Source organism: Streptomyces sp. NPDC047706 (assembly GCF_043204795.1).
Lineage (GTDB): Bacteria > Actinomycetota > Actinomycetes > Streptomycetales > Streptomycetaceae > Streptomyces.
Genome location: NZ_JBIDCW010000015.1, coordinates 137,750 through 163,958, shown reverse-complemented (window position 1 = coordinate 163,958; position 26,209 = coordinate 137,750). Strand labels below are relative to the sequence as shown.

At 72.8% G+C, this 26,209-nt stretch carries 21 protein-coding genes; 8 read left to right on the top strand and 13 right to left on the bottom strand.

The window, feature by feature from the left end:
• Positions 1-48: 48 nt before the first annotated feature.
• From ACGF8A_RS19660 to ACGF8A_RS19640, 5 genes are all read left to right on the top strand, one after another.
• Positions 49-975: a cyclase family protein gene (locus tag ACGF8A_RS19660; RefSeq protein WP_393109813.1), complete on the top strand. Its 927-nt coding sequence runs from the start codon at positions 49-51 to the stop codon at positions 973-975.
• A gap of 125 nt (positions 976-1,100) precedes the next feature.
• On the top strand, positions 1,101-2,681 hold the full coding sequence (locus tag ACGF8A_RS19655; protein WP_393109769.1) for a GMC oxidoreductase: 1,581 nt from the start codon (positions 1,101-1,103) through the stop codon (positions 2,679-2,681).
• Between the two features lie 164 nt (positions 2,682-2,845).
• Positions 2,846-3,685 carry an SDR family oxidoreductase gene (locus ACGF8A_RS19650; RefSeq protein WP_393109767.1) on the top strand — a complete coding sequence of 280 codons (840 nt, stop codon included), beginning with the start codon at positions 2,846-2,848 and terminating at the stop codon, positions 3,683-3,685.
• A 52-nt stretch (positions 3,686-3,737) separates the two neighbouring features.
• Entirely contained in the window at positions 3,738-5,219 is a 1,482-nt protein-coding gene (locus ACGF8A_RS19645; protein WP_393109765.1) for a cytochrome ubiquinol oxidase subunit I, read from the top strand.
• Complete coding sequence (locus ACGF8A_RS19640) at positions 5,216-6,256, top strand: cytochrome d ubiquinol oxidase subunit II (RefSeq protein ID WP_393109763.1); 1,041 nt, start codon at positions 5,216-5,218, stop codon at positions 6,254-6,256. The genes ACGF8A_RS19645 and ACGF8A_RS19640 overlap by 4 nt, the downstream gene beginning before the upstream one ends.
• Before the next feature lie 436 nt (positions 6,257-6,692).
• Here ACGF8A_RS19640 and ACGF8A_RS19635 read toward each other — a convergent pair whose 3' ends face one another.
• On the bottom strand, positions 6,693-8,531 hold the full coding sequence (locus tag ACGF8A_RS19635) for a glycoside hydrolase family 15 protein (RefSeq protein WP_393109761.1): 1,839 nt from the start codon (positions 8,529-8,531) through the stop codon (positions 6,693-6,695).
• Positions 8,532-8,837: 306 nt separating this feature from the next.
• Entirely contained in the window at positions 8,838-9,392 is a 555-nt protein-coding gene (locus tag ACGF8A_RS19630; RefSeq protein ID WP_393109759.1) for a gluconokinase, read from the bottom strand.
• A 203-nt stretch (positions 9,393-9,595) separates the two neighbouring features.
• Between ACGF8A_RS19630 and ACGF8A_RS19625 the strand changes: the two genes are divergently transcribed.
• Positions 9,596-9,928 carry a hypothetical protein gene (locus ACGF8A_RS19625; protein WP_393109757.1) on the top strand — a complete coding sequence of 111 codons (333 nt, stop codon included), beginning with the start codon at positions 9,596-9,598 and terminating at the stop codon, positions 9,926-9,928.
• A 65-nt stretch (positions 9,929-9,993) separates the two neighbouring features.
• On the opposite strand, the gene ACGF8A_RS19620 is transcribed toward ACGF8A_RS19625, so the two are convergent.
• Complete coding sequence (locus ACGF8A_RS19620; RefSeq protein WP_393109755.1) at positions 9,994-11,193, bottom strand: glycoside hydrolase family 64 protein; 1,200 nt, start codon at positions 11,191-11,193, stop codon at positions 9,994-9,996.
• Between the two features lie 276 nt (positions 11,194-11,469).
• Complete coding sequence (locus ACGF8A_RS19615) at positions 11,470-12,090, bottom strand: L-threonylcarbamoyladenylate synthase (protein ID WP_393109753.1); 621 nt, start codon at positions 12,088-12,090, stop codon at positions 11,470-11,472.
• 352 nt (positions 12,091-12,442) lie between these two features.
• Here ACGF8A_RS19615 and ACGF8A_RS19610 point away from each other — a divergent pair, with 352 nt between their 5' ends.
• On the top strand, positions 12,443-13,912 hold the full coding sequence (locus ACGF8A_RS19610) for a helix-turn-helix domain-containing protein (RefSeq protein ID WP_393109811.1): 1,470 nt from the start codon (positions 12,443-12,445) through the stop codon (positions 13,910-13,912).
• A gap of 129 nt (positions 13,913-14,041) precedes the next feature.
• Here ACGF8A_RS19610 and ACGF8A_RS19605 read toward each other — a convergent pair whose 3' ends face one another.
• The 7 genes from ACGF8A_RS19605 to ACGF8A_RS19575 form a co-directional block, all read right to left on the bottom strand.
• On the bottom strand, positions 14,042-15,268 hold the full coding sequence (locus tag ACGF8A_RS19605; RefSeq protein ID WP_393109751.1) for a cytochrome P450: 1,227 nt from the start codon (positions 15,266-15,268) through the stop codon (positions 14,042-14,044).
• A complete protein-coding gene (locus ACGF8A_RS19600; protein ID WP_393109749.1) occupies positions 15,265-16,503 on the bottom strand; it encodes a cytochrome P450 in 1,239 nt (412 codons plus the stop codon). The genes ACGF8A_RS19605 and ACGF8A_RS19600 overlap by 4 nt, the downstream gene beginning before the upstream one ends.
• Positions 16,500-17,108: an ATP/GTP-binding protein gene (locus tag ACGF8A_RS19595; protein WP_393109747.1), complete on the bottom strand. Its 609-nt coding sequence runs from the start codon at positions 17,106-17,108 to the stop codon at positions 16,500-16,502. The genes ACGF8A_RS19600 and ACGF8A_RS19595 overlap by 4 nt, the downstream gene beginning before the upstream one ends.
• Positions 17,080-17,442 (bottom strand): DUF742 domain-containing protein, encoded by a 363-nt coding sequence (locus ACGF8A_RS19590; protein ID WP_393109745.1) that lies wholly within the window; start codon positions 17,440-17,442, stop codon positions 17,080-17,082. Before ACGF8A_RS19590 ends, ACGF8A_RS19595 begins: the two co-directional genes overlap by 29 nt.
• Positions 17,439-17,861: a roadblock/LC7 domain-containing protein gene (locus ACGF8A_RS19585; RefSeq protein WP_393109743.1), complete on the bottom strand. Its 423-nt coding sequence runs from the start codon at positions 17,859-17,861 to the stop codon at positions 17,439-17,441. Before ACGF8A_RS19585 ends, ACGF8A_RS19590 begins: the two co-directional genes overlap by 4 nt.
• Positions 17,858-19,258, bottom strand: coding sequence for an ATP-binding protein (locus ACGF8A_RS19580; RefSeq protein ID WP_393109741.1), 1,401 nt, complete (start codon positions 19,256-19,258; stop codon positions 17,858-17,860). Before ACGF8A_RS19580 ends, ACGF8A_RS19585 begins: the two co-directional genes overlap by 4 nt.
• Positions 19,259-19,460: 202 nt before the next feature.
• Positions 19,461-19,928, bottom strand: coding sequence for a hypothetical protein (locus ACGF8A_RS19575; protein ID WP_393109739.1), 468 nt, complete (start codon positions 19,926-19,928; stop codon positions 19,461-19,463).
• A 251-nt stretch (positions 19,929-20,179) separates the two neighbouring features.
• Here ACGF8A_RS19575 and ACGF8A_RS19570 point away from each other — a divergent pair, with 251 nt between their 5' ends.
• A complete protein-coding gene (locus ACGF8A_RS19570; RefSeq protein WP_393109737.1) occupies positions 20,180-20,416 on the top strand; it encodes a hypothetical protein in 237 nt (78 codons plus the stop codon).
• Between the two features lie 143 nt (positions 20,417-20,559).
• Here the strand turns inward: ACGF8A_RS19570 and ACGF8A_RS19565 are convergent, their stop codons facing one another.
• Positions 20,560-23,355, bottom strand: coding sequence for a SpoIIE family protein phosphatase (locus ACGF8A_RS19565; RefSeq protein ID WP_393109735.1), 2,796 nt, complete (start codon positions 23,353-23,355; stop codon positions 20,560-20,562).
• Positions 23,356-23,510: 155 nt separating this feature from the next.
• Complete coding sequence (locus ACGF8A_RS19560; RefSeq protein WP_393109733.1) at positions 23,511-26,024, bottom strand: SpoIIE family protein phosphatase; 2,514 nt, start codon at positions 26,022-26,024, stop codon at positions 23,511-23,513.
• Between the last annotated feature and the right edge of the window lie 185 nt (positions 26,025-26,209).

Below are 26,209 nucleotides of genomic sequence, written 5' to 3'. Positions count from 1 at the left end.
GCGGAGGACCGCGACCCGCATCCGCCCCGCGCGGCATCGCCGCACCGCATGTCCGAGGCGTCCTTCCGGTCCCTGTACCGCACGGTGCGCGACCGGGCCGCACAGGGCCTGGACGACGCGGGCCGCCGGCGTGGGGCGCTCAGCCGGATCACACCCGGTGATGTGACGGCCGCGGCCAACGGCGTCCGCTACGGGCGCACGGTGTCGCTGGCCGCCCCCATCGAGACCCGACCCGGCCCGGACAACCCGGAACCGGCGTCGCACCGCATGACCGCGCCGGCCGGCGACGAGAAGCCCGCCGCGGACGGCCTCGCGTTCGCCCGCGACCGGTTCGCCATGAACGTGCACGGGGACGCCGACAGTCACCTCGACGCGCTCTGCCATGTGATGTTCGACGGCGAGCTGTACGGCGGCGTACCGGCCGGCAGCGTGACACCGGACGGCGCCGGCGCGCTGACGGTGGACCTGGTGGCGGACGGCGTCGCCGGCCGCGGCGTCCTGCTGGACGTCCCGCGGCTGCGCGGGGTGCCCTGGCTGGAACCCGGCGACCAGGTGACCGCCGGCGACCTCGTGGCGGCCGAGGCCGCCCAGGACGTCACGGTCGGCCCCGGCGACCTGCTGTTCGTGCGCGTCGGGCACCGCGACCGGCGGCGCAGCCTCGGCGCCTGGGACGCGGCGCGGGCACGCGCGGGCCTGCACCCGGAGGCGGCGCGCTTCCTGGCCGAGCGGGGTGTCGCCGTCCTCGGTTCGGACGGCAACAACGACACCGCTCCCAGCCTGGTGGCAGGGGTGCCGTTTCCCCTGCACGTCCTGGCCGTGCAGGCCATGGGCCTGCATCTGCTGGACTACCTGGACTTCGAGGAACTGGCGCCGGAGTGCGAACGGCTGGCCCGGTGGCACTTCCTGTGCGTGGTCGCCCCCCTGCGGCTGCCGGCGGCCACCGGTTCCCCGGTGAACCCGATCGCCGTCCTGTGACCGCGCCGGGCCCCGGACGCCCCGAAGTGCCGCATCACCACCGGGCGCGTACGTTCGAGAAGGGGCCGGAGCCGTGGCGTCCCGGCAGCCGCCGGAGCCCGCGAACGCGAGGAAAGGGGGCCGCCATGGGCGACTTCCCCCATTACGACATCATCGTCATCGGCACCGGCGCGGGCGGTGGCACGCTCGCCCACCGGCTCGCTCCCTCGGGCAGACGCGTCCTCATCCTCGAACGCGGCGACTACCTGCCGCGCGAGCGTGACAACTGGGACTCGACGGCCGTGTTCGTCAAGGGCAAGTACCGGGCGCCGGAGTTCTGGCTCGACAGGCACGGCAACGAGTTCCCGCCCGAGGTCAACTACTACGTGGGTGGCAACACCAAGTTCTTCGGCGCGGCGCTGTTCCGGCTGCGCCCCGAGGACTTCGGGGAGCTGCGCCACCATGACGGCCTCTCTCCCGCCTGGCCGATCCGCTACGAGGACCTCGAGCCGTACTACACCCAGGCCGAGCACCTCTACCGGGTGCACGGACGGCACGGCGAGGACCCCTGGGAAGGCCCCGCCAGCGCGCAGTACGCCCATCCACCGGTCCAGCACGAGCCGCGCATCCAGCAGTTGAGCGACGACTTGGAGAAGCAGGGGCTGCACCCCTTCCACCTGCCCATCGGGGTCGACCTGACCCAGGGCGACGGGGGCCGGGCCACGCACGCCAGTGCCTGCATCCGCTGCGACCGGGTCGACGGATTTCCCTGCCTGGTGCGGGCCAAGTCCGACGCCCAGGTGATCTGCGTGGAGCCGGCGCTGCGGCATCCATCCGTCGAGATGCTCACCAACGCGCAGGTGACGCGGCTGGAGACCGACCCGGCGGGACGCAGCGTCACGGCGGTCGTCGTCCGGCTGGCGGGCGAGGAGGAGGCCCGCTTCTCGGCGGACGTCGTGGTGGTGGCCTGCGGCGCGGTCAACTCCGCCGCGCTGCTGCTGGCTTCGGCCGGCGAGGCGCATCCGAACGGCCTGGCGAACAGCTCGGACGTGGTCGGCCGGCACTACATGCGGCACAACAACCTCGCGCTGATGGCCGTCTCGAAGGAGCCGAACGACACCCAGTTCCAGAAGACCCTCGCCCTGCACGACTGGTACCTGGGCGCGGACGACTGGGAGTACCCGCTGGGCGGCATCCAGATGCTCGGCAAGTCGGACGCCGAGCAGATCCACGGCGAGGCCCCCCGCTGGGCGGGCGCGGTGGCACCGGACATGCCCTTCGAGGTCCTGGCCCATCACGCCGTCGACTTCTGGCTGTGCGGCGAGGACCTGCCCCAGCCCGGCAACCGGGTCACCCTCGACGGCGACGGCCGCATCCGGCTCACCCTCGACGAGGGCAACAACATCGCCGGCCTCACGCGCCTGCGGCACAAGCTCCAGCACATGCTCGGCCGCCTCGGCATGCACGAGCACCGTCTGCTGTCCCACAGCATCTACCTGCACAAAGGCATGCCCATCGGCGCCACCGCGCACCAGGCGGGCACGGTGCGGTTCGGCACCGACCCGGCGACCTCCGCCCTGGACGTCAACTGCAAGGCCCACGACGTGGACAACCTCTACGTCGTCGACACGAGCTTCTTCCCGAGCATCGGCGCGGTCAACCCGTCCCTCACGGCCATCGCCAACGCCCTGCGCGTGGGCGACCACCTGCTGGAGCGGCTGAACTGACCTCCGGTCCGACACGTTCTCCGCGCCCGGGTGAAGATCCTCAGCCGGTCGGCGCAACGGGTACGCGCCCGTCCTTCCCCGACCTGTCCGCGGTGATTGTGTGCCGCTGAACATCCGGGCCCGGGCCCGGACGGTCCGGGCCACCAGTCGAGGAGACAGCCATCATGAGTTCCCCCGAGGGCGCATCCCAGGGCGTGATCCCCGCACAGCTGCTCAAGGGCCAGAAGGCTCTCGTCACCGGCGCCAACTCCGGCATCGGCAAGGCCACCGCCGTCGCCCTGGGCCGGGCCGGGGCCGACGTGGTGGTGAACTACGTGGCCGGCCCCGAGGAGGCGGACAAGGTGGTCGAGGAGATCGCCTCCTTCGGTGTGCGGGCGGCCGCCTACCAGGCGGACGTCTCCGACGAGGACCAGGTCGTCGCCATGACGGACCGGATGGTCGAGGAGTTCGGCACCATCGACATCCTGGTCGCCAACGCCGGGTTGCAGCGCGACGCCCCCTTCACGGAGATGACGCTCGCCCAGTGGCAGAAGGTCCTGGACGTCAACCTCACCGGGCAGTTCCTCTGTGCGCGCGAGGCGACCAAGGAGTTCATGCGGCGCGGAGTCGTCCCCGAGGTGTCGCGCGCCGCGGGCAAGATCATCTGCATGAGTTCCGTGCACCAGATCATCCCCTGGGCCGGGCACGTCAACTACGCCGCCTCCAAGGGCGGCGTCCAGATGATGATGCAGACGCTGGCCCAGGAACTCGCGCCGAAGAAGATCAGGGTCAACGCCATCGCCCCCGGAGCCATCAGGACCCCCATCAACCGCAGCGCCTGGGACACCCCCGACGCCCAGAAGGACCTGTTGAAACTGATCCCCTACGAGCGCGTCGGCGACCCCGAGGACATCGCCCACGCGGCCGTCGGCCTCGCCTCCGACCTCATGGACTACGTCGTCGGCACCACCATCTACGTCGACGGCGGAATGACCCTCTTCCCCGGCTTCGCCACCGGCGGCTGACTCACCCCGCCCGCTTCGGCCCCCACAGACCGGACCCCACGAAGAGAGTCATATGCACGACACGGTCCAGCTGCTGGCGGACGCCCCCGCGCAACTTCTCCCGGCCAGATCGCTGATGGCCTTCACCCTCGCCTCCCACATCATCCTGGTGCCCCTGGGCGTGGCGCTGCCGCTGATCACGCTCATCATGCACGGCTACGGACTGCGCCGCGGCGACGCCACCGCCCTGCTGCTGGCGCGGCGGTGGTCGGCGGTCATGGCCGTGCAGTTCGCGATCGGCGTCGTCACGGGCACGGTGCTGTCCTTCGAGTTCGGGCTGCTGTGGCCGGGCCTGATGGGCAGGTGGGGCGACGTCTTCGGCATCGGGTTCGGGGTCGAGGCCTGGGCCTTCTTCCTGGAGGCCGTCCTGATCGCCATCTATCTGTACGGCTGGCGGCGGCTGCCCGCCCGCACCCACTTCCTGCTCGGACTGCCACTGCCCGCCACGGCACTGCTCGGCGCCTTCGGGATCCTGGCCGCCAACGCCTGGATGAACACCCCGCGGGGCTTCACCCTCGACTCCGCGGGCAACCCGGTGGACGTGAAGATCTGGAAGGCGATCTTCACGCCCATGTTCGGCCCGCAGTACTGGCACTTCGTCGTGGCGATGCTCCTGACCGCGGGCTACGTCGTGGCCGGTGTCTACGCGGTCGGCTGGCTGCGCGGCCGCCGGGACCGCTACCACCGGCTCGGCTTCACGATCCCCTTCACGGTCGCCGCGGTGTTCACGCCGGTGCAGTTCATGCTGGGCGACTCCATCGCCCGCCAGGTCTTCCACAAGCAGCCGGTGAAGTTCGCCGCCATGGAGATCGTCTGGGAGACCGACACACACGTCCCGGAGTACCTCTTCGGCAGGCTCCATCCGGACGGCACCGTGACCGGCGGCATCAGGATCCCCCAACTCGACTCCGTCCTCGCCGGGTTCAGCCCGGACACCAAGGTGACCGGGCTGACCTCGGTCCCCGCCGACCAGCGGCCGAACGCCACCCAGGCGACCATCGCCCACTGGGCCTTCGACACGATGGTCGGCATCGGCTCCCTGCTGGCGCTGCTCGCCCTGTGGTACGGCCTGGTGTGGCTGCGCCGCCGCAGGCTGCCCGCCTCCGCGTGGTTCTACCGCGGTGCCGCCGTGGCCGGAGCCGCCTCCGTCGTGGCCGTCGAATGCGGCTGGATCACCACCGAGGTGGGCCGCCAGCCGTGGATCGTCTACGAGAACATGCGGGTCGCCGAAGCGGTGACGCCGACCCGCTCCACCAGCCTGTGGATCATGTTCGGGCTGGTCGTCGTGGTGTACGTCTTCATCTTCGCGTCCTTCCTCGCGGTGCTGCTCGGGATGCGTTCGCGATGGCGGCTCGCCGACGAGGGGGGTGAAGTGGCTCCGCAGGAGACACCGGAGAAGGACACCCCGTACGGGCCGCGCTCCAGGGTCCCGGCCGGGAGCGCGGCCGGCCCCGGCGGCGACGCGGCCGCCTCGTCCCCGGGAGACCGTCCATGATCGCCGGTGTCATCGCCGTCGTCCTGCTGCTCGCGATCGCCGCCTACGCCTGCGCGGGCGGCACCGACTACGGGGCGGGCTTCTGGGACCTGACCGCCGGGTCGGCGGAGCGCGGCAAGCGCCCCCGCTGGCTGATCGACCACGCGATGGCTCCCGTCTGGGAGGTCAACAACGTCTGGCTGATCTTCGTGCTGGTCATCATGTGGACCGGCTTCCCCGTGTTCTTCCAGCAGGTGTTCACCGCGATGTGGCTGCCGCTGGCGCTGGCCACCGTCGGCATCGTGCTGCGCGGCGCCGGCTTCGCCCTGCGCAAGCCCGCCCGGCGGCTGGCCGGCCGGCGCCTGTACGGCGCGATCTTCGCGGTCGCCTCCCTCCTGACGCCGTTCTTCCTCGGCGCGGCGGCCGGGGGAGTGGCCTCGGGCCGGGTGACGGCCGGGACGGCGGCGCCGGCGGACGCCTGGTCCAACCCCACCTCCGTACTGTTCGGCCTGCTGGCCGTGGCGACCACGGCCCTGCTCGGAGCGGTGTTCCTGGCCGCGGACGCCCGCCGGTTCCAGGCGCCGGACCTGGACGGCTACTTCCGGCGGCGGGCCATGGGGGCCTTGGTGGTCGTCGCCGTGCTCGCCGTGATCACTCTGGCGGTCACCCACCAGGACGCCCCTCACGTCTGGCACGGGCTCACGCACGGTGTGGGGCTCTTCTTCGTCGTGGTGGCGGCGCTGGCCACACTCGTCACCGCCTGGCTGCTGGTCCGCCCTTCCGGGGCCTGGTCCCGGGTCACCGCGGTCGCCGTGGTCGCGTCGGCCGTCATCGCCTGGGGGATGGCGCAGCGCCCCTACGTCGTCCCGACCTCACTGACCGTCGCCGACGGGGCGGGCGCACACACCACCCTGCGCTGGCTGGGCCTTGTCACCCTCGTCGCGGTGGTGCTCGTGTTCCCCGCGATCGCCCTGCTGTACTGGCTGGACACCCGCGGTGAACTGGAGGGCCTCACCGACGCCGACCTGCGGCGCGGTGGTGCGGGTGACGAGGGCTGACCCCGCGGTGCCCGCGGGCGCGTCCCGGGGGGGGAGCACGGTGACCGAGGACCGGATCCTGCTGGGCCTCGCACTGACCGTGGCCCTCGCCGTCGGCTCCCAGATCCTCGCGGGCCGGCTGCGGATGCCGGCGCTCATCGTGCTCCTGCCGGCCGACTTCGCCGCCGGCGCCCTGACAGCGGGCGCCGGCGCCTTCGGACCGGTCCTCCTGCGCCGCACCGTGACGTCCCGTCATGAGCGGGGCGCCACGTTCCACGTGCGGTCCGCGTCGGTGCCCCGCCGCCGGGACACGACGCCCTCTTCGTCGTCCGGCGTGACGGACGGCTGGAACCGGTCGCCGAGGAAATCCCCGCCGACGTGGGGGAGGGCGACTCGCTGGAGCTCCTGGGCCCGCGCGGACGCCGGCCGGCTGAAGGGGCCGACGGCTGGCCGACCGCTACGTCCGGCAGAGGGACGCGTTGAGAGTGATCGCCGCGTCGATCAGGGCGAGATGGGTGAACGCCTGCGGGAAGTTGCCCAGTTGGCGGCCCGTCGGGTCGATCTCCTCCGAGTACAGACCCAGATGGTTCGCGTATCCCAGCATCTTCTCGAACACCAGCCGCGCCTGGTCGGTCCGCCCCGCGCGCGCCAGCGCGTCGACGTACATGAAGGTGCACAGCGAGAAGGTTCCCTCCGAGCCGCGCAGCCCGTCCGGCGAGGCGTCGGGGTTGTAGCGGTAGACCAGGCTGTCGCTGACCAGTTCGCCCTCCATGGCGTCGAGGGTCGACGTCCACAGCGGGTCGTCGGGGGTGATGAACCCGACCGTCGCCATGCGCAGCAGCGAGGAGTCGAGCACGTCGCTGCCGTAGTGCTGGACGAAGGCCTGACGGCTCTCGCTCCATCCCTTGGCCATGACCTGCTCGTAGACCTCGTCGCGTGTGCTGCTCCAGCGTGCGGCCGAGGAGGGCCGGCCGTTCGACTCGGCGAGCCGCAGGGCGCGGTCGAAGGCCACCCACGACATCACCCGGCCGTAGGTGAAGTCCTGCCGGCCGCCACGGGTCTCCCACAGGCCCTCCTCGGCCCTGTCCCAGTGGTCGGCGAGCCAGTCGAGGTTCGTCAGCAGCGCGCTCCATCCGCGGTGCCCCACCCGCAGACCGTGCCGGTGCGCGAAGTAGATGCTGTCGAGCGCCTCGCCGTAGATGTCCAGCTGGAGCTGGGTGGCGGCGCCGTTGCCTATCCGCACCGGCGCGGAACCCGCGTAGCCCTCCCAGTGGCCGAGGATCTCCTCGTCCAGGTCGGAGGAGCCGTCGACCTTGTACATGATGTTCATGGGGCCGGTGTCGCTGTCCCGTCCGGCCCGTTCCTTGACCCGGTCGCCGATCCACTGGATGAACGCCCGGGCCTCGTCGGTGAAGCCCAGCCCCAGCAGGGCGTACACCGAGAACGAGGCGTCACGGATCCAGGTGAAGCGGTAGTCCCAGTTGCGCTCGCCGCCCAGTTGCTCGGGGAGCGCCGCCGTCGGAGCGGCGACCACCGCGCCGCTGGGGGCATAGGTCATCAGCTTGAGCGTGATCGCGGAGCGCTCCACGGCCTCTCGCCAGCGCCCCGAGTACTGGGACTGCTGCAGCCAGGAGCGCCAGAACAGGACGGTCTCGTCGTGGAGTTGCTGGTATTCGGCGAGTCTGATCTCGCGGGGTGGCCCGTCGGCGGCCCACTCCAGGACCAGCCCGCGCTGCTGCCCGGCCTGCAGGGTCAGGTTGAAGTGCAGGTCGTTCTGCCGGTCCGTGACGACGTCCAGCAGCCGCTCGTCCTCCGCTTCGCGGACGGGGTGCACGGTGAGTTCCGAGCCGTCCTCCCCGGCGAACACCGCGCCCCTCTCGGTGAGGTGCAGCCGGTGGGCCTCGCGGCCGTAGTCGAAGCGCGGGGCGATGCACACCTCGAACGTCATGCTGCCGCGCACGCAGAGGACCATGCGCACCAGCCGGTGGCCGGCCGTGGCGGTCGTGCCCGTCACGGGCATGAAGTCGATGACCTCGCCGGCGCCCGCCTCGGTCATGAACCGGGTGATGAGGATCGCCGTGTCGGGGAAGTACAACTGCCTCGTCGCGTACGTCGTGTGCATCGGGCGGACCGTGCACTCGCCGCCCTTGTCCTTGTCCAGGAGCGCGCCGAAGACGCTGGGCGAGTCGAAGCGTGGGGCGCAGAACCAGTCGAGGGTGCCCTGGGTCGTCACGAGCGCCGAGGTCTGCAGATCTCCGATGAGCCCGTGGTTCTCGATCAGCGGGTATTCGTCCATCGGGGCGTCCCTTCCGGTGCGCGATTCACCCGGATGCACCCCCCGGATCAGCGTAAGCCGGGGGAACCGGTTCGGCTCGTCGGGTCCCGGGCGCGCGGGGAGGGCGTCGTCGGCGGCCGTTCACCGGGCCCGGCGCGCGGCGGTACGGCGCGTCGCGTGGTGCCGCAGCCGGCGCTGTACGCGCGGGGTGAGGATGCCGGCGGCCATGAGGACCAGGACGTTCGGCGGCAGCTGGACCGGCGAGCCCCGGCTGGGTCACGGTGCGCGGCATGACCGTACGGAAGTGGATCAGGTCCATCCGACCCCCTAGGTCCCCGGACCGTCCCTCCGGTGAGGGGGCCGCTCCCCGTCCGGGCCGGTCGCCGCCCGCAGCGCCGCCGCCAGGACGTCTTCCGGGCTGCCGGACGCTTCGACGGTCGCACCCGGCTCGTCGGGCTCCAGCGGTTCCAGGACCTCGTACTGGGAGTCGAGCAGCCGCGGGGGCATGAAGTGCCCCTTCCGGCGCGCGATCCGCTCCGCGGCCGTCGCACGGTCCACGGACAGATGAAGGAACCACACGTGCGCCCCCGTGCGCCGGAACTGGTCCCGGTACTCCCGCTTCAGCGCGGAGCAGGTGACGACGCCCCCGCGCCCGCTCGCCGCCGCCGACCGGATCCACGCGGCGAGGGCCGCCAGCCAGGGCCGCCGGTCGGCGTCGTCGAGAGGGTGTCCGGACGCCATCTTGGCGCGGTTGGCCTCGGGGTGGAGGTCGTCGCCCTCCAGGAACGGCACGCCGAGCCGTCGCGCGAGCCGCACGCCCACGGTGGACTTGCCGGAGGCCGACACGCCCGTCACGACCACCACTCGCGTTCCCTGGACCATGCCGGTCAAGCCTCCCGGGGTGACGCCGAACGTGCCTCAGTCCACTATGACCCTTTACGTCACCATGTGCCGCGCGTGAGGTGCCCCGCGGGCCGCCGGGGTCCCCGCAACGGTCGTCCTCACCGGGCGCATCCGCCGGCTCCGGCGGATAGTGGTGCCGGGACGACGTTCCAGCCGGCTCCTCGCCACGCACAGGAGGTTCGATGGCCGCCAGACGGTCGCTGACCGCGCTCACCGGCGTCGTGATGCTCGGCCTCGTGGTGACAGCCTGCGAGGATCACGCGCTCGGCACGATCGAGTTGCGCACCGGGCGCGGGTCGGTGGAGGTCCTCTCGAACCCGTCGGTCAAGGGGTGCCACCGCTTCCGCGAAGGGGTGGTCCATGTCAACAACCGGACACTCAACGACATCATCCTGTACACGACTCCCGACTGCACCGAGCCGCGGGGCGGGGAGAGCGTGTATCTGCCCACGGAGACGTCGGACGACGCGGTCCGCTCCACGGGACTGTGGCGGAGTTTCAGCGTCGTCCACTGACGGTCCGCCGGCATGACGCGGGCCGGGGCCGTGGGCCCCGGCCTGGTGAGGGCAGCCGCTCCGGCTCAGCTGAACGGATCAAGCGTCAGGTTCGCCTGCTGCGGATCGCCGTCGTGGATCAGGGACTCGTGGTGGCCGACGTCGTCGAAGGCGAAGGCGTACGCCTTCCCGTCGGCCATCCGGTCATGGATGATCCGGGCGTAGTGGTTGGTGACCGCGTCCTTGTAGAAGTTCACCGGCGAGGTGTCCGGCTGGTCGGGGTCGGCGAGCAGTGTCGAGCGGTTGAAGCCCGCGCACAGGGTGCGGGAGATGGGCCCGCGCACCTGGTCGTTGGGGGCGTCGAGCAGCCGGTGGCAGCCGAACACGCTGCTCGCGTCGGGCTTGTGGAAGCTTGTGACGACGGCGCCGGAGCTGTTGGTGAAGTTCATGACGCCGCCCGAGACCCGCCCGTAGTACTTCGTGTTCGGCTGGTCCCCGAACGGTGTGACGGTCAGCGTCGTGGTGGCGTACTTCTGCCAGACCCTGTCGATGTAGTCGTTCATGACCGACGCCGGAAGGGCCCCGGTCTCCAGCCCGTACAGCGGTGACAGCGCCCGCAGCACCGTGCCGTCGGGGCGGGTCTGGATCAGTCCGCCCCAGCCGCCCGGCTGGGCCCGCAGCGCGTCGAACACCCCGGTGTAGCCGCCCGGCTTCAGCCGTCCGGTGCCCGCCACGCCGCCGTCGGCGCGCCGCAGGCCGACCGAGTAGGGCGCCGAGAACATGTCGACCTGGGTGCTGTTGAGCCACAGACCGGAGTCGTTGAGGGTGTACTCCGACCAGTTGAAGAGGATGTTGCGGTTCGGGTCGCTCGGATTCTGCACGGCCGGCTGCACCAGACCGCCCGTGGTGAGGCGGAAGTCGAGTTTCTGGCCGTACGAGAAGTAGATCCGGCCGGAGAGCTTGGGGATCCGGATCGTCTTGGACTGCCCGGCGGCCGGTCCGGGGATCGACGCGTCCGGCGCCGGGGTCGGCGGGTTGCCGCCGGCGGGCCAGGCGTGGAAGGTGCCGTTCGCGTCGGCCCAGCCCTGCTGACCCGTCGTCAGCGAGGTGCCGAGGGTGTAGACGTACACCGGCTCGCCCCGGCCGGAGCTGTTGGTGATCTTCAGTGGGATCGTGGCGGGCACCGCGGCGTCCGCGGGCGGCGCGGTGCCGAACGTCAGCAGGCCACCGAGCAGGGTGGCCGCCGCGGCTGCCGTGAGGAACCGGTGTGTGAGGCTTGCGAGCACTCTCCACCTCCGTGCGGGTGTGGGGGGGGAGTTGGTCCGTACCTGATTCTGAGAGCGCTCTCAGCGTTGCGTCAGGGCGCGAGCATGTCAATTACTTGGGCAACGGAAAGGCGGCGCCCGCCTGTTGGGGCGCCGCCGTTCGTCTTCGCGGGAGAGGCGGCGAGTGGTCAGAAGGTGCGGTCCAGGAGGTCCAGCAGGAGCGTGGCCGGCGTGACCGGAGTACAGCTCCGCCGTGATGCGGTCCGCCACCAGGTGCGCACCCGCCGGGTGCCCGGCCTATTCGAACCGGGTGGTGTCACCCGCCCCGCGCCGTACGATCTCGGCCTCGCCCCCGGAGAAGTCGATCACCGTCGTCGGTTCCGTGCCGCAGTCCCCGGAGTCGACCACCCCGTCCAGGACGTGGTCGAGCCGGTCCTTGATCTCCCACCCCTGCGTCATCGGCTCCTCCTCGTCGGGCAGGAGCAGCGTGCTGGACAGCAGGGGCTCGCCCAGATCCGCGAGCAGGGCCTGGGTGACGACGTGGTCGGGGATGCGCACGCCCACCGTCTTCTTCTTGGGGTGCTGGAGCATGCGCGGCACCTCCTTCGTCGCGGGCAGGATGAACGTGTAGCTGCCCGGCGTGGAGGCCTTGATCGCGCGGAACACGTCCTTGTCGACCCGCACGAACTGGCCGAGCTGCGCGAAGTCCTGGCACACGAGGGTGAAGTGGTGCCGGTCGTCGAGCCGGCGGATGGACCGGATCCGGTCGGTGCCGTCCTTGCTGCCCAGCCGGCAGCCGAGCGCGTAGCAGGAGTCGGTGGGGTATGCGATGAGCGCCCCCGACCGGACGCTGTCCGCGATCTGGGTGATGGTGCGCGGCTGGGGGTTGTCGGGGTGCACGTCGTAGTACTTCGCCATCTGCCGAGCTTATGCCGCGGGGACGGGGGAGGCCGAGTGGGCAGGGGAGTGGAGTGGTGCGGGAGGGGGAGGAGGAGCGGCGCGTGGCCGGGAGGGCCGCGGCGGCGGAAGAGCGGGCGAGGTGCTGCCCTTTTCGCCGCCCGTTTCCCGGCCCGGTACGCCCGTCCACGCCGCGAAGGTCCCAGGGCTCCGTGGCTCACCTTGAGGTAAGGTCCCCGACCGACGTGCCCGGTGCGGGCGCAGTGCCAGGGGACAGGGAAGACAGGGAAGACAGGGAAGACAGGGACAGGGAGAGGACGTGGCCGGGCGAGAGGGCGAGCGCCGTCGCGCGGAGACGGCGGTCGGCGTGGACATGAAGTGGGCGCAGGAGCTGCTCGACCATCTGCGGCCGTCCGGGCGCGACGTCCGCAAGGTCGTCGCCTGGCTCGCCGCCGCCACCCACGCGGACGTGGCGCTCCAGGACGACGCCGGCCACCTCCTCGCGGGCACCCGCACGCCCCTCGACGAGGCCCTGGTCGCCGACATCGTCGCCGGGCGGATCGCCTCCGCCGGGCTCCACGACCCCGTACGCCACATGAGGATGGTCCGGGTCGAACTCCCGCACCCGGCGACGGCGGGCGTCCTCGCCGTGGCCCGCCCCGCGGCCTTCGACCGGCGTACCGCGGACATGGTGACCCACACCGCCGGAGTGCTCGAAGTACTGCTGCGGGCCCGCGAGAGCGCCGCTGCCGGACACCGTCTGCGCCGCGCCACCTCCGATCTGCGGCTCGCGATCCTGCAACTGCTCATGGTCGAGGACACCGTCTCCGCCCGCCGGGTCGCCGCGGGGCTGTGGCCCGGTCTCCTCGACACGGACACGGCCTGCGTCTATGTCGCCGAGAGCCGCCCCGAGGACCGCGACCGCCTCGCCGAGGAGTGCGTCCGTGCCACGGCGGAGCGGGCACTCGTCGTGCGCTGCCCGGCTGTCGACGCCCATGTGATCGTCGTGACACCGGGCGAGGCCGCCGCCGCGGAACTGCGCGAACTGGTCGGCGACCGCCCCGGCACCTTCCTCGGAGGCAGCGCCCGGCAGAGCCTCGCCCGCACCGCCACCGCGTACGGCCAGGCGGTCAGTGCCCTCGCCGTCGCGCACTTCCGCCCGGACCGGGCGGCGGTGTACGCCGAGCGCACACACCCCGAACGGCTCATGGACCCGGCCGCCCTGCGCGACTGGGCGGCCCGCGTCCTGCGTCCCCTCGACGCGCTGCCGCACCACACCCGCGCCGAACTCCTCGCCACCACCCGCCTGGGCCTGGAGTTCACCGCCGTCAACGCGGCGGCGGTGCTGGGCGTCAGCCGCAACACCGTCCGCGCCCGCATGGAGCGCGCGGAGGGGCTGCTCGGCACCGACCTGTCCGACCTCACCGTCCGCGCCGCCGTCCACCTGGCCCTCAACACCCACGCTTCCGCGGCCCCGTTGCCGGACGGCGGCGGCGGTGCGGGAACCCGGCTGACCGATCTGCTGGCCGGTCCCGCCCTGCGCACGTGGGCCGGTGAGCTGCTGAACCGTCTGGACAGCGACACCCGGAACCTGCGCCGCACCCTGCGCACCTGGATCGCGGCCGGCGGCAACGCCGAACGCGCCGCGCACCTCCTGGGCGTCCACGCGCAGACCGTGCGCGAGCATGTGCGCAGCGCCGAGCCCGTTCTCGAACGGCAGCTTCTGGCCGGGGGCAGTGACCTCTACGAGGTGGTGCTCGCCCATCTCGCGCACGGTGACCTCGACCAGCCCGTCCTGCGGGGGGCGAATCCGGGCCATCCGGACGCACCTGTGCACGGTTGAGTCCTCGCGGCGCCCGAACGGGCACGGACGCGATTCACAATGAGCCAACCGTGCACGTAGGTTCGAGGCGGGCCGCAGGGGCACGACCGGAACGGGGGACCGGTCGGGCCCCGGGCGGTGCCGGCCGGCTCAGTCCCGCAGCCGTACCGGCACCTCCTGCCAGCCGAACGCGATGAAGGACGGCACCTGCCGCAGCTCGTCCCCGGCCGCCCTGATCCCGGGGAAGCGCTCGAACAGCGCGGGCAGCGCGGTGAGCGCCTCCAGCCGGGCCAGCGGCGCGCCGATGCACCGGTGCACACCGATCCCGAACGCCAGGTGGTCGTCCGCGCCGCGCGTGGCGTCGAAGACGTCCGCGTCGGGCCCGTAGTGCGCGGGGTCGAGACCGGCGGCGGCGTACGTCGTGATGATGGCGTCCCCGGCCGCGATGGTGACGCCGCCCGCCTCGATGTCCGTGACGGCGAAGCGCAGCGGCAGCGACGCGATGGACGGATGGACCCGCAGCGTCTCGTCGACGACCGCGTCCCAGGTGATCTCCCCGGCCCGCACGGCGGCCAGTTGCCCGGGGTGCCGCAGCAGGGCGACGACCGCGTTGCCGATCAGGTTCACGGTCGTCTCGAACCCGGCCCCGATCACGAGGAGCAGGGTGTACAGCAGTTCCTCGTCACTCAGCCTGTCGCCGCCCTCGTCCCGTACCCGGATCAGCTCGGTGGTGAGGTCGTCCCCGGGGTGCTCGCTGCGGTGCGCGATCAGCGCCGGCAGCACCGTGCCGATCTGCCGCTGCACGGAGGCCGCGTGTTCCGGGCTGGGGTCGGAGGTGTCCATGATCGCCGCGATCATCCGCCTGGTGTCGTCCCGCATCTTGTCCGGTACCCCGAACAGGTCGCAGATGATCCGCATCGGCAGCGGCTCGGCGAACCCCGCCCTGACGTCCACCACACCACCGTCGGCCCCGGCCGTCTCCAGCGCGTCGAGGAGTTCGGCGGTGACCGCCTCGACGCGCGGGCGCATCGCCTCGGTGCGCCGGTGGGTGAAGCTCGGCGATACCAGCTTGCGCAGCCGTGCGTGGTCGGCGCCGTAGGTGGAGAGCATGTTGACGACGCCGATCCAGCCCAGGATCCAGCCCCAGGAGGGGCGTTCGCCGACCTCGGGCCACAACTTCCAGTGCAGCCGGGGATCCTTGCTGACCCGCGGGTCGAGGATCAGCTCCCGGAGGACGTCGTAGCCGGTGGGCGCCCAGGCGGGAATGCCGCCGGGCAGCTCCACGGGCACCACGGCGCCGAGGGCGCGCAGCCGGGCGGTCTCGGCGGCGATGTCGGCGCCGAACGGGTCGATGGCGATGCGCTCGGTCTCGGTCATGTGCGGTCTCCTGGCTGGTCGGGGGAGCGCGGGGTGAAGCGCACGGGCAGCGCGGTCAGCGACCGGTGGAAGGGACCGGGGCGCCAGGTCAGGCGTTCCCGGGGCACGAGGGGCTCCATGTCGGGCAGCCACTGCGTGAGCCGCTCGATCGCCTCGGTGACGATGAGCAGCGTGTGCTGCTTGACCGGGCAGGCGTGCGGGCCCGCCGACCAGGACAGGTGCGAGGCGTCCCCGGGGCGCCGGGTGCCGCCGTGCTCCTGCTCCGCGAAGTACGCCAGCGCGCCGTAGGAGATGACCACCGGCACCGCCGCCCGGATCCACACGCCGTGGAACGACAGGGGGCTGCGGGCGAAGTGGATGCCGTAGTTGGCGAGCGGTGTCTCGTGGTGCAGCACCTCCACCACCGCGTCCGTCACGGGCCGGGCACCGCTGGTGAGGGTCGAGTAGTACTCGGGGTTGCCGAGGATCCTGGACAGCGCGTTCGACAACAGGTTCGAGGTCGGTTCGTGCCCGGCGCCGAGGGTGAGGAACACCTGCCAGGTGACCTCCTCGGGGGTGAGTCCCGCCGGGTGGTCGAGGAGCCGGCTCGGCAGGTCGTCGCCGCGCTGCCCGACCTTGGCGGCGATCAGACCGATGACGTAGTCGCCGAACTCGGCCTCGCCCTCGGCGGCCTCGCTGCCGCCTTCGATCAGCTTGCCGAGGGCGGCGTTGAGCCGTTCGCTCTCGCTGTCCGGCATCCCGAAGAGGCTGTTGAAGACCAGCGCCATCAGGGGGCGGGCGAAGTCCGCCACCAGATCGGCCTCGCCGAGCGGCCCGAACCGGCTCACCAGCATGTGCACCGCCCGGTGCACCCGCGCCCGCAGGTCGTGCGGCTCGACCAGGTCGAAGGTGTCGATCAGCGTGGTGCGGTAGCGCACATGGTCGGCGCCGTCGGCGAACAGGGTGTTGGGGCGCCAGCGCATCATGCCGAGGACCGGCGAGTCGTCGGCGACGGTCGCCTCCCACGGCCGGGGGTCGTGCGAGAACGTCTCGGTGTCGTGCAGCAGGTCCAGCGCGGCCCGGCGGTCGACGACGACGTACGCCGGTACGCCCGGCGCGAGTTCGGCCCAGCCGATCGGGCCCTGGGCGCGCAGATCGGCGTAGTAGCGGTACGGATCCAGCGCGAAGCCGTCCTCCCACAGCCGCACGGGCACCGAGCGGGAGAAGGCCTGCCGGGCAGGGGGATAGGTGGTCACCGGGACTCCGGGGGGTGGCGGTCGATCAGATGCTGGACCAGGGCGAGCAGCGCGTCGAGGGAGGAGTCGCGCTCCCGGGCGTCGCACGTCACCATCGGCGTGCCCGGATCCAGGTCGAGCGCGGCGCGCAACTGCTCCTCGCTGTAGTGGCGAGGGGCGTCCGGGAAGGCGTTGAAGGCGACCGCGTAGGGCAGCCCGCTCTCCTCGACCAGCCCGAGCACGTCGAACGAGGCCGCGATCCGGCGGCTGTCCACCAGCACGAGCGCGCCGAGCGCCCCGTACGCGATGTCGTCCCACAGCGGGCGGAACCGCTCCTGTCCGGGGGTGCCGAACAGATAGAGCACGATCCCGCCGGTCAGGCTGATCCGGCCGAAGTCGATGGCGACGGTGGTCGTCGACTTGTCCCGCACCCCGGCGAGGTCGTCCACCGTCGCGGACGCCTCGGTGAGGTGCTCCTCCGTGTGCAGCGGCCGGATTTCGGACACGGAGTCGATCAGGGTCGTCTTGCCCACCCCGAACGGGCCCGCGACCAGGATTTTCACCAGTTCGCGGGCGCTGTCGGGGAGGTGGATGCCGCTAGTTGTGCTTGAGGTCGCGGAGGCCATCGGCCACTCTCTTCAGCAGGTCGGGGTCGAACCGTTCGGCGGGTGGGATCGGCGCGCGGGCGAGCGCCAGGTTCCGGTCGACGAGCCCGGCCGCCAGCACCCGCACCGCGGAGACCGGCAGCCGCAGCAGCGCCGCGGCCTCCACCACGGTCAGCGAGCCGTCGGCCAGTTCGTCGAGGAGCGCCAGCTGGGCGGCCGGCAGGTCCTCGGGCGGGGGCTCGCCGCTGCCGGTGAGCACCGAGAGCCGCTCCAGACGCGGGCGGCTCGGCCGGGCCACACCGCCCGTCGACAGATACGCGGGAACCAGGGGACGGCCGCCCCGGCGGGCGGTCATGCCGACGGGCCGCCGTCGGCTCCTCGGGGCGCCGCGGCCATCGCCTTCTCGCCGAGCCGCGCCACCTGCGAGTGCACCCGGTGTGCCAGCAGGTCCAGCCGCACCTCGGCGTCCCCGTGGGCGGCGACGACGGTGCCGTGGTCCGTCGGCACGATCAGTACGTAGCCGTGGTCGGACTCGATGACGACCTGGCGCACCTCGGCCCGGTCCCGGTCGGCGAACGCCGCCGCGGCCGTCCGGCACGCGCCCTGCACGGTGCTGGTGATGGCGGCCACCCGCTCCGCCGACGGCTGCGACAGCGCGTCGGTGTAGCCGGTGACGAGGCCGTCCCGGGTGAGCAGGACGGCGGCCACGACGTGCGGTACCTCCAGGATCGGTTCGAGCACCCACGCCGTGTCGCCCGCATCGCGACTGGTCATCGAGCCGCTCCCCCTTCGTAGTCGGTCTTTTCGGTGTCGCTGGTCGCTTCGTCGGCCGGCTCGGGCCCGCCGTCCCGGGCGGCGGCCCGGGCCGCCGCAGTACCGGACTGCAGCGCGCCCAGAGCGGCCGCTGCCTCCTCGGGCCGCGGCGCCTGTGCGCGGGGCGCGGCCTCGCCGGAGACGGGCGCCCGGGTACGGCGCCGCCGCTGCGGCAGCCCCCCGGCGTCCCGCGGCCCGCCGTGCGGGGACACGGCGCCGGGGGCGGCGTCGTCCGGTTCGGTGCCGTACGCGTGTGCCGGGGACGGCGGCGCCTGCGGCTCGGCCCGGCGGGTCGAGCGGGGGGCGCTGGCCGCGGGCGGCCGTTCCTCGGGGTCGACGCGGCTCAGGAGGTGGCTGTCGATCAGCAGCACGGCGCGCACTCCGCCGTACGGGGAGGGCGAGGACAGGTCCACACCGAGGTCGAACTGCCGGGTGAGCTGGCCGATCGCCGCCAGGCCCATGCGCGGCGGGTCGCCGAGGTCGGTCAGCAGGATCGGCTCCGAGCCGGCCACCAGCCGCTGGGCGCGGTCCCGTTCGTCCTGGGTCATGCCGAGGCCGGCGTCGTCGATGGTGACGCACGCGCCGTGGTGGACGTGCTCCAGGTTGACCGTGACGTCGGTGTCGGGCGCGGAGTGGCGCAGCGCGTTGTCCAGCAGCTCGGCGACGATGATCGCGACCGGCTCGACCGCGTGCGACACGAGGGCCGTGCCCCGTTCCAGATGGTTGTGCACACGGACCCGCCGGTAGCCCGCGAGCCGGGCCTGACCGCCCGTCACGGCGTCCACCAGGTGCGATTCCTCACGGGCGAGCCCGACCCACGCCCCGCACACCACCGCGGCGATCTGCGCCCGGCGCAGCGACTGTTCGTTCTCGTGGTCGAGCTCGAACAGCGTCTGCGCCAACTCGGGGTCGTCGTAGCGCTGCTGCAGCCCGCGCAGGGCGTCTTGGAGCCGGTACAGCGCCGCCTGGATCTCCCGGGTGGCGCCCCGCATCCCGGCCTGCGCGGCCGCGTCGATGCGGGTGCGCTGCGAGGTCAGCTCACCGCGCAGCGCCACCAGGACGTCGTCCAGCGCGCCGCCCAGCGGGGTGCCGGTGAGATGCGGCTGACGTGGACCGGGCACCGTGAGGTGGGGGCGGTCCAGCTGCCGGGCGGCGGCCGGCATGCGCTGTGCGGCGAGGTGCCCGAGTTCCGCGGTGAACGCGTTGAGGCTGCCGTCGAGCTGGCGGCGCAGGGAGGCGATCTCGGCTCGTTGCCGGGCCTGTCGGCGACGGGACCGCACGAGCCCGCCGCCCAGGGCGAGCGCGGACAGTGTGCCGGCGGCGAGCGCACCGGCGGCCAGGTCCGGTAGTTCGATCATCGAAAGGGTTCCAGGGGAGGTCGCGGCAGAACGGAATCCGAGGCCCCGGGGCGAGGCACTCGGAGCACAGTACAACCGTCAGCGACCGATCTCGCACGGTGAGGTGGGACTTGATTCCGAATTGGGCCGCTCTCTGTTCGCTTCTGCGCCGACTGTCGGAAATGCCATGCCGGTCAAGCGAGTTGACGGGCGCGATCGGCCGTCAGGTGCCGCACACCGGCGCCAGGACCGCGAGGCTGCTGTTCGCCTGACGCAGCGCCAGCTCCAGTGTGGTGGGCGAGTGCAGCGCGCCCGTTCCGTCGGGCGGGATCAGCCACTCCAGGCACCGGGTGGACCGGTACGGCGGCGGCACGGCCACCCACGACCCCCGGCCCGCGTTGCGCAGTCCGGCGCCGATCCACTTGCTGTCCGGGTCCGGGGGCAGGAAGAAGCCGACCCGGTGGGCGGCGACGTCCACCAGCGTCGGCCCCGGCATCGGCAACGAGGGCCGCCACAGCAGGTCCAGCGCCAGCAGGCCCAGCTGGTCGGGCACGCTCAGCACGTCCCAGAAGCGTCCGGCTTCGAGCAGGGCGACGCCCTCGCCCCGGTCCCAGTCCCGCTTGCACGCCCTGGGATCGGGTGCGGCGGCGGCGAGCCACTCCACTCCTCGTGTCCAGCCGAGATCGCTCATGTTCCGCTCCGGGGGATGGCCGCCGGCCCCGGTGGGGACCGATCCGGCATATGCATGCTGGTAGATACTTCTATGCGGGGGAAGGGGTGGCGCGGGCTGGCGTTCGTGGCGGTTCCGTTCGGGATCCGGCCGTGTGTCCGAAGTGCGCCGAGTGGTCCGCCTGTGTGCCGGGCAGCGGGAGGGGTACCCGAGTCGCGCTGAGGGGCCCGCGCCCGAAGGGCTCCGCCCGATCGGTGAAGGAGGAGGCCCCGATGACCAGTGGCACGGAGGCCGGCGGCGTCACCGGGACGCCGGACAAGGACTACAACCTGATCTGGTACGTGGAGGCGTGTCTGAACAACGCCCTGCGCCTGGAGACGTACATCCAGGACGCGGAGCGCGAGAAGGACAGCGAGGTCGCGGACCTGTTCCGCAAGGCCCAGGCGGACAGCCGCAAGGGTGCCGAACTGGGCAAGGCCCTCCTGCGCTCCCGGCTCGACGGCACCTGAACCCCGCCTGCCGGGGCCCGGACGCCGGCGTGCCGCGCCGGTGCCCGGGCCCTCGCATGCGCGGGGCGCCGGCGTAATCCGCTGCGGACCGGTGCGTGACGCCCGCCGGACCGCCGGACCCCGGCCGGCAGGCGGGGCCGAGCTCACGGAAGCGGCTGTTCGGCCCAGATCACCTTGCCGCCGGGCAGGTAGCGCGTGCCCCAGCGCTCGGCGAGCTGCGCGACCAGGAACAGGCCGCGCCCGCCCTCGTCGGTCATGGCCGCGTACCGCAGATGCGGGGCGGTGCTGCTGCCGTCGAACACCTCGCAGATCAGGCTGCGGTCCCGCAGCACCCGCACCCGGATCGGCGCACCGCCGTAGCGGAGGGCGTTGGTGACCAGCTCGCTCAGGATCAGTTCCGTGGTGAACGCGAGGTCCTGAAGACCCCATTCCGTCAGTCGCCGGGTGACTCGGGCGCGTAGTTCGGCGACGGCCGCCGGATCGGGCTCCACGTCGCAGGCGTCCACCCGGTCCGGCCCGAGCGCCCGCGTGCGGGCGACCATCAGGGCGATGTCGTCGTTGTGCCTGGCCCCCAGCCGTGAGTCCAGCACCGCCTGGCAGGTTTCCTCCGGCGACGGCCCGGCCTGCTCCAGTGCCGTGCGCAGCAGATCGAGACCGACGTCGATGTCCCGCTCCCGGTCCTCCACCAGCCCGTCGGTGTACAGCACCAGCCGGCTGCCCTCCGCCACCTCCACCTCCTCGGTGTCGAACGGCAGGCCGCCCAGGCCCAGCGGGGGACCGGGGGGCACGTCGAGGAACTCCACGCCGCCGTCGGGCCGGACCAGCGCCGGTGGCGGATGCCCGGCGCGGGCGAGGACGCAGCGCCGCGCCACCGGGTCGTAGATCGCGTACAGGCAGGTCGCGCCGGTGACGGGCGCGGTGCCGCCCTCGGCCGCCTCGTCCTGGTCGATCCGGGCGACCAGCTCGTCGAGCAGTCCGAGCAGTTCGTCGGGCGCGAGGTCCAGGGAGGAGAAGTTGTGCACCGCGGTGCGCAGCCGGCCCATCGTGGCCGCCGCGTGCAGCCCGTGCCCCACCACGTCCCCCACGACCAGGGCGACGCGGGCACCGGACAGCGGCAGCACGTCGAACCAGTCGCCGCCGACCCCGGCCTGGGCCGGCAGATACCGGTAGGCGAGCTCCAGGGCACTCTGCTCGGGGAGGCTGCGCGGCAGCAGGCTGCGCTGGAGCGTCACCGCCATGGTGTGCTCGCGGGTGAAGCGGCGGGAGTTGTCGATGGACACGGCGGCGCGGGCCACCAGCTCCTCGGCGAGGGTCAGGTCCTCCGCGTCGAAGGGCCCGGAGCCGGTCCCGCGCCAGAAGGTGACCATCCCGAGGATCAGGGAACCGGCCCGCAGCGGCGCGGTGATCAGCGAGTGGATTCCGTAGTCCAGGGCCTGCGAGGTGAGTTCGAAGTCCTGCGCCTGCCAGCCCGGCGCGTCCCGCAGCCGGGGCTCCAGCGTCGCCTGCGCGGCACGCAGACTGCGGGCCTGCGGCGAGGAATGCACGAACTCGATCCGCTCGCCCACCGGGTACAGAGGCGGATCCTTGCGCACGCCGGCCAGGGCCGTGCGGCGCATCTCGGTCCCGGGCCCCGGCTGCTCACCGCTGAGCACCGCGTCGAACAGGTCCACGGTCACGAAGTCCGCGAACCGGGGTACGGCCAGATTCGCCAGTTCCTCGGCGGTGCGCGTCACGTCCAGGCTGGTGCCGATGCCCGCACCGGCCGCGTACAGCATGTCGAGGCGTTCGCGCGCCAGCTCCGCCCGCCCGGACAGGGAGCGCAGCTCGGTCGAGTCGCGCAGGGTGGCGACGCTGCCGTGCGGGCCGCCCCGCAGATGGGTGGGCCGCTGGTTGACCGCCAGCAGCCGGTCCTTCACCAGCCGCACCTCGTCCGTGACGACCTGCCCCGACGCCAGCAGCTCGGCGACGTCCGCGGGCAGGCCGAGATCGTGCACCCCACGGCCCTCGGCGTCGTCGGGCAGGCCGAGGAGCCGACGGGCCTCGTCGTTGGCGAGCAGCAGATCGCCGTCGGCGCCGACGATGAGCACGCCCTCGCGGACCGCGTGCAGCACCGCGTCGTGGTGCTCGTACATCCGGGTCATCTCCCGCGGCCCGAGACCCCGTGTCTGCCGCAGCAGCCGCCGGCTCACCAGCGCCGTGCCTGCCGTGGCCATCACCAGCCCGGCCGCAGCGGTGAACAGCACCAGCGGCAACTGCCGGTTGGCCGCGCCCCCCACGTGCTCGGTGGTGATTCCGGCCGACACCAGCCCGACGACGTTGCCGTCGGGGTCCTTGACGGGCACCACGGCCTGCACCAGCTGCCCTATCGTCCCGTCGATCTCCTCCACGACCGTGCCGCCCGCGAGCGCGGGCCCGAGCGTGCCGACGAACTGTTTGCCGATCCGGTCCGGGATCGGGTGCGTGTAGCGGATGCCGTCGGTGTTCATCACGACGATGAAGTCGACCTCCGCCGCCTTGCGCGCCGCCTCGGCCCGTGGCTGCAGGACGGCCGACGGGTCGGGGCTGTTCAGCGCCTCGCGGGTGCCCGGCGCGTGGGCGAAGGTCTCGGCGACGGCCAGCGACCGGTTGCGGGCCTCCTCGGTGCTGTCGCTGCGACTCTGCAGGACCAGCGCCACCACGGCCACCACGACCAGCAGCAGCACGATGAGGACCTGGAAGAAGAACACCTGCCCGGCGACGCTGCGCCCACTGAGCGCGGCTCGCAACGCCGCGGCGGGACTCCACCGCGAACGGCCGCCCTTTCCCTGCGCGTCGGGCCCGCCGTCCGTGTCGGACCGCGCCCGCCGCCCGCTCGGCCCGGAGACAGGCGTGCGTGCGGCGTGCTCTGCTGCGGGGGGACGGGTGGGCCGAGTACGGGATCGGCCCAATTGCCGGACCATGTGCCCTGTCTACACTCCCGAGCCCGAGGAGGCGAGAGAAGTCACACCGCGTGGTGAGCCGCTTGTGTCATGTGACGGGGCCCGCCTGGTACGCCTCCCGGCATGCCTGTCCGCGCCGGCGGGACGCCGTTCCTCCCCCCTTGCCCGCCCGATCCTCATCGTGGCTGCGCGGCACGGCGGGCGGCGAGGAGCAGGGCGATGTCGTCGGGGCGGTCCGCGGAGTGCCGGGCGGCAGCCGTGAGCCGGTCCGCGAGGGTCACCAGGGAGCGGCCGCCCCGCCGGCTCGCCAAGGCACCGCCCTTGGCCAGCGCCACCCGCAGCGCGCTGATCCCGTCGTCGATGTCGTGGCCGACCCGCTCGACGAGCCCGTCGGTGTACAGCGCGAGCACGGCACCGGGGTCCATCACCAACTCCGTCACCGGGTAACGGGCGAACGGGTCCACCCCGAGGACCACGCCGCCGGGAATGTCCAGCACGCGCGTACGTCCGCCCGGGCGGCGCAGCAGCGGCGGCGGGTGCCCCGCCCGGGCCACCATGGCCCGGCCGGTGAGCGGGTCGAGACGGACGTAGCAGCAGGACGCGAACTGGCCGGGGTCGAGGTCGATGAGCAGATGGTTGGTGCCGCTGAGCACCTCGTCGGGCGGCCGGTCGTCGAGCGCGAACGCGCGCACCGCGCTGCGCAGCTGACCCATGGTCGCGGCGGCCTGCACCCCGTGCCCCTGCACGTCGCCGATCACGAGGGCGAGTCCGTCCCCGGCCTCGACGACGTCGTACCAGTCGCCGCCCACGTCCATGCCCTGCGTGCCCGGCAGGTACCGGCCCGCCGTCTCCACCCGGGGATGCACCGGCAGCCGCCGGGGGAGCAGGGCACGCTGCAGTCCGCGGGCGAGGGCGGCCTCGGTCTCGTAGCGCTGCGCCTTCTCCATGGCGTGCGCGATGAGCCCGGCGAGCGCGGTCAGCACCGTGCGTTCCTCGGTGCTGAAGCTGCGGGGCCGGTCGAAGCCGAGGATGCAGGAACCCACCGGCCGCCCCGACGCGATCAGGGGCAGGAAGGCGCGGGCGCCCTCGGTGGCATCCAGGGGGATGCCGGGGTAGGTGCTCGCGAGCTGCTGCATCGAGTCGAAGAACAGCGGCGTGCCGGTGGTCAGCGTCTCCACCCCGGGCAGCCGGGCGTCGAGGCCCACACCCTCGAAGGGCGCGAGGAACCCCAGTGGGAAACCGGTCTCCCAGGCCAGATACAGGTGCCGGTCCTGGAGCAGGTAGATGGCGAGGCGGCGGCCGCCGAACGCGGGCAGCAGCTCCTGCATCACCACGGCGGAGACCTGCCGGGCGGTGGTCGCCTCGGTGAGCGCGATGGCGAGGACGATCGGCCGGTGCACCAGCGAGGTCGTGGCCACCTCGGCGTCGGGGGTCTCCTCCGCCGCCTCGGGCGGGTCCGGGGCCTGCGCGCCGCGCTGGGCCGGGGCGACTGTGCAGGTCAGGAACTCCGGGCCGGGATGGACGGAGAGCGACAGCCAGTTGCCGTCGTACCCTTCGAACCGCTCGGCGCCGGTCTCCCCCGCACCCGGCGAGGGCCGTCTGACGTGGAAGTGCACGGGCTGGGGCGACAGCAGCGCCGCCCGCAGATGGTCCTCGCACGCCGAGTGGCCCAGCCACGGCACGCCCTCCCACAGCGCACGCCCCAGGAAGCGTGCCCGTGGCTCGCCCAGCAGTTCGGCGGCGCGCGGATTGGCGTAGACGATCAGTCCCAGCCGGTCCATGCAGAACACGCCCTGGGGCAGCTGGTCGGCGGCCGCGTCGGCCATCGAGCCCGCGTCGAGGACGATCCCGGCGACCGGCTGGTCCGGGCCCGGGGCGGCGGCATCCGTGCCGCACACCTCCACCATCCGGGGCGCGCCCCCGGTGGTGCGCAGCAGCAGCGGCCCCGAGGGCTGCTTGCCGGCGGCCGCCTCCCGCAGCAGGTCCGCGAGCTGTTCCCGGTCCTCTGCGATCACGGCACCGATCAACGTGTCCGCAGCGCGGGGCTGTTCGTCGGCCGCCAGCCCCAGCAGGGCGCGCGTGCTGTCGTCCGCCGTGACGACGTCGGTCACGGGCTGCCACAGGAAGCGCCCGATGCGCTTCGGCGTGCGGCGCGGGCCCAGCGGTCGTACGCACAGCGGCTCGTCGTCCCAGACGAGCGGCACCCCCGCCGCCCCCAGCCGCCGCACGCCGGTCGCCAGCTCCTCGGCGATCTCCGCCAGCCGGTCCCGCTTGGCCAGCACCTCGGTGACGTCGGAGACGGCGGGCAGCAGCACGGTCAGCACGCCGAAGGGCGACGCCGACCCCATGAGGGGCACGTTGACCGTCCCCACCGGGAAGGGCAGTCCGGCCGCGAACTGCGGATAGCGGCGCATGCTCTCGGTGCTGTTCGGCAGCACCACCTTCACCCCGAGCCGGTAGGCGTCGGCCACCGGCAACCGGCGGTCCACGTGCAGCCGCCACCAGGGCCGGTACAACCGGGCCGGCAGCCCCACGAGGGTGGCCAGCCGCAGGACGCCGGGACTGCTGGACAGCAGATAGACGCCGGCCGCGCGGCCGTCGGTGGCGCGGACCGCCTCACCGGCGGCGTCGGCCAGCAGCGTGGCCAGCCCGCCGAGCGTCCTGTTCCGGCCTTCGGCGCTCCCAGTCATCGGCCCTACCTCGTCCCTGCGCGCGAATCGCGCGGGCGACACAGCAAGAATGCGCCACGACGCCCCTTGCCCGCACCCGGGCGGGGCCGAATCCGGAGCGTACGCCATGGGCCGCCGCACGGGACCTGCCCGGAGGGCACCGATCTGCCGGAACGCGGGCCCGGGCGCCCCCGGCAGGCCCGCCG

Coding starts and splice junctions, on each gene's coding strand:
- ACGF8A_RS19660 (WP_393109813.1), top strand. CDS start 49: ATGTCCGAGGCGTCCTTCCGGTCCCTGTACCGCACGGTGCGCGACCGG.
- ACGF8A_RS19655 (WP_393109769.1), top strand. CDS start 1,101: ATGGGCGACTTCCCCCATTACGACATCATCGTCATCGGCACCGGCGCG.
- ACGF8A_RS19650 (WP_393109767.1), top strand. CDS start 2,846: ATGAGTTCCCCCGAGGGCGCATCCCAGGGCGTGATCCCCGCACAGCTG.
- ACGF8A_RS19645 (WP_393109765.1), top strand. CDS start 3,738: ATGCACGACACGGTCCAGCTGCTGGCGGACGCCCCCGCGCAACTTCTC.
- ACGF8A_RS19640 (WP_393109763.1), top strand. CDS start 5,216: ATGATCGCCGGTGTCATCGCCGTCGTCCTGCTGCTCGCGATCGCCGCC.
- ACGF8A_RS19635 (WP_393109761.1), bottom strand. CDS start 8,531: ATGGACGAATACCCGCTGATCGAGAACCACGGGCTCATCGGAGATCTG.
- ACGF8A_RS19630 (WP_393109759.1), bottom strand. CDS start 9,392: ATGGTCCAGGGAACGCGAGTGGTGGTCGTGACGGGCGTGTCGGCCTCC.
- ACGF8A_RS19625 (WP_393109757.1), top strand. CDS start 9,596: ATGGCCGCCAGACGGTCGCTGACCGCGCTCACCGGCGTCGTGATGCTC.
- ACGF8A_RS19615 (WP_393109753.1), bottom strand. CDS start 12,090: ATGGCGAAGTACTACGACGTGCACCCCGACAACCCCCAGCCGCGCACC.
- ACGF8A_RS19610 (WP_393109811.1), top strand. CDS start 12,443: ATGAAGTGGGCGCAGGAGCTGCTCGACCATCTGCGGCCGTCCGGGCGC.
- ACGF8A_RS19605 (WP_393109751.1), bottom strand. CDS start 15,268: ATGACCGAGACCGAGCGCATCGCCATCGACCCGTTCGGCGCCGACATC.
- ACGF8A_RS19595 (WP_393109747.1), bottom strand. CDS start 17,108: ATGGCCTCCGCGACCTCAAGCACAACTAGCGGCATCCACCTCCCCGAC.
- ACGF8A_RS19590 (WP_393109745.1), bottom strand. CDS start 17,442: ATGACCGCCCGCCGGGGCGGCCGTCCCCTGGTTCCCGCGTATCTGTCG.
- ACGF8A_RS19585 (WP_393109743.1), bottom strand. CDS start 17,861: ATGACCAGTCGCGATGCGGGCGACACGGCGTGGGTGCTCGAACCGATC.
- ACGF8A_RS19580 (WP_393109741.1), bottom strand. CDS start 19,258: ATGATCGAACTACCGGACCTGGCCGCCGGTGCGCTCGCCGCCGGCACA.
- ACGF8A_RS19575 (WP_393109739.1), bottom strand. CDS start 19,928: ATGAGCGATCTCGGCTGGACACGAGGAGTGGAGTGGCTCGCCGCCGCC.
- ACGF8A_RS19570 (WP_393109737.1), top strand. CDS start 20,180: ATGACCAGTGGCACGGAGGCCGGCGGCGTCACCGGGACGCCGGACAAG.
- ACGF8A_RS19565 (WP_393109735.1), bottom strand. CDS start 23,355: ATGGTCCGGCAATTGGGCCGATCCCGTACTCGGCCCACCCGTCCCCCC.
- ACGF8A_RS19560 (WP_393109733.1), bottom strand. CDS start 26,024: ATGACTGGGAGCGCCGAAGGCCGGAACAGGACGCTCGGCGGGCTGGCC.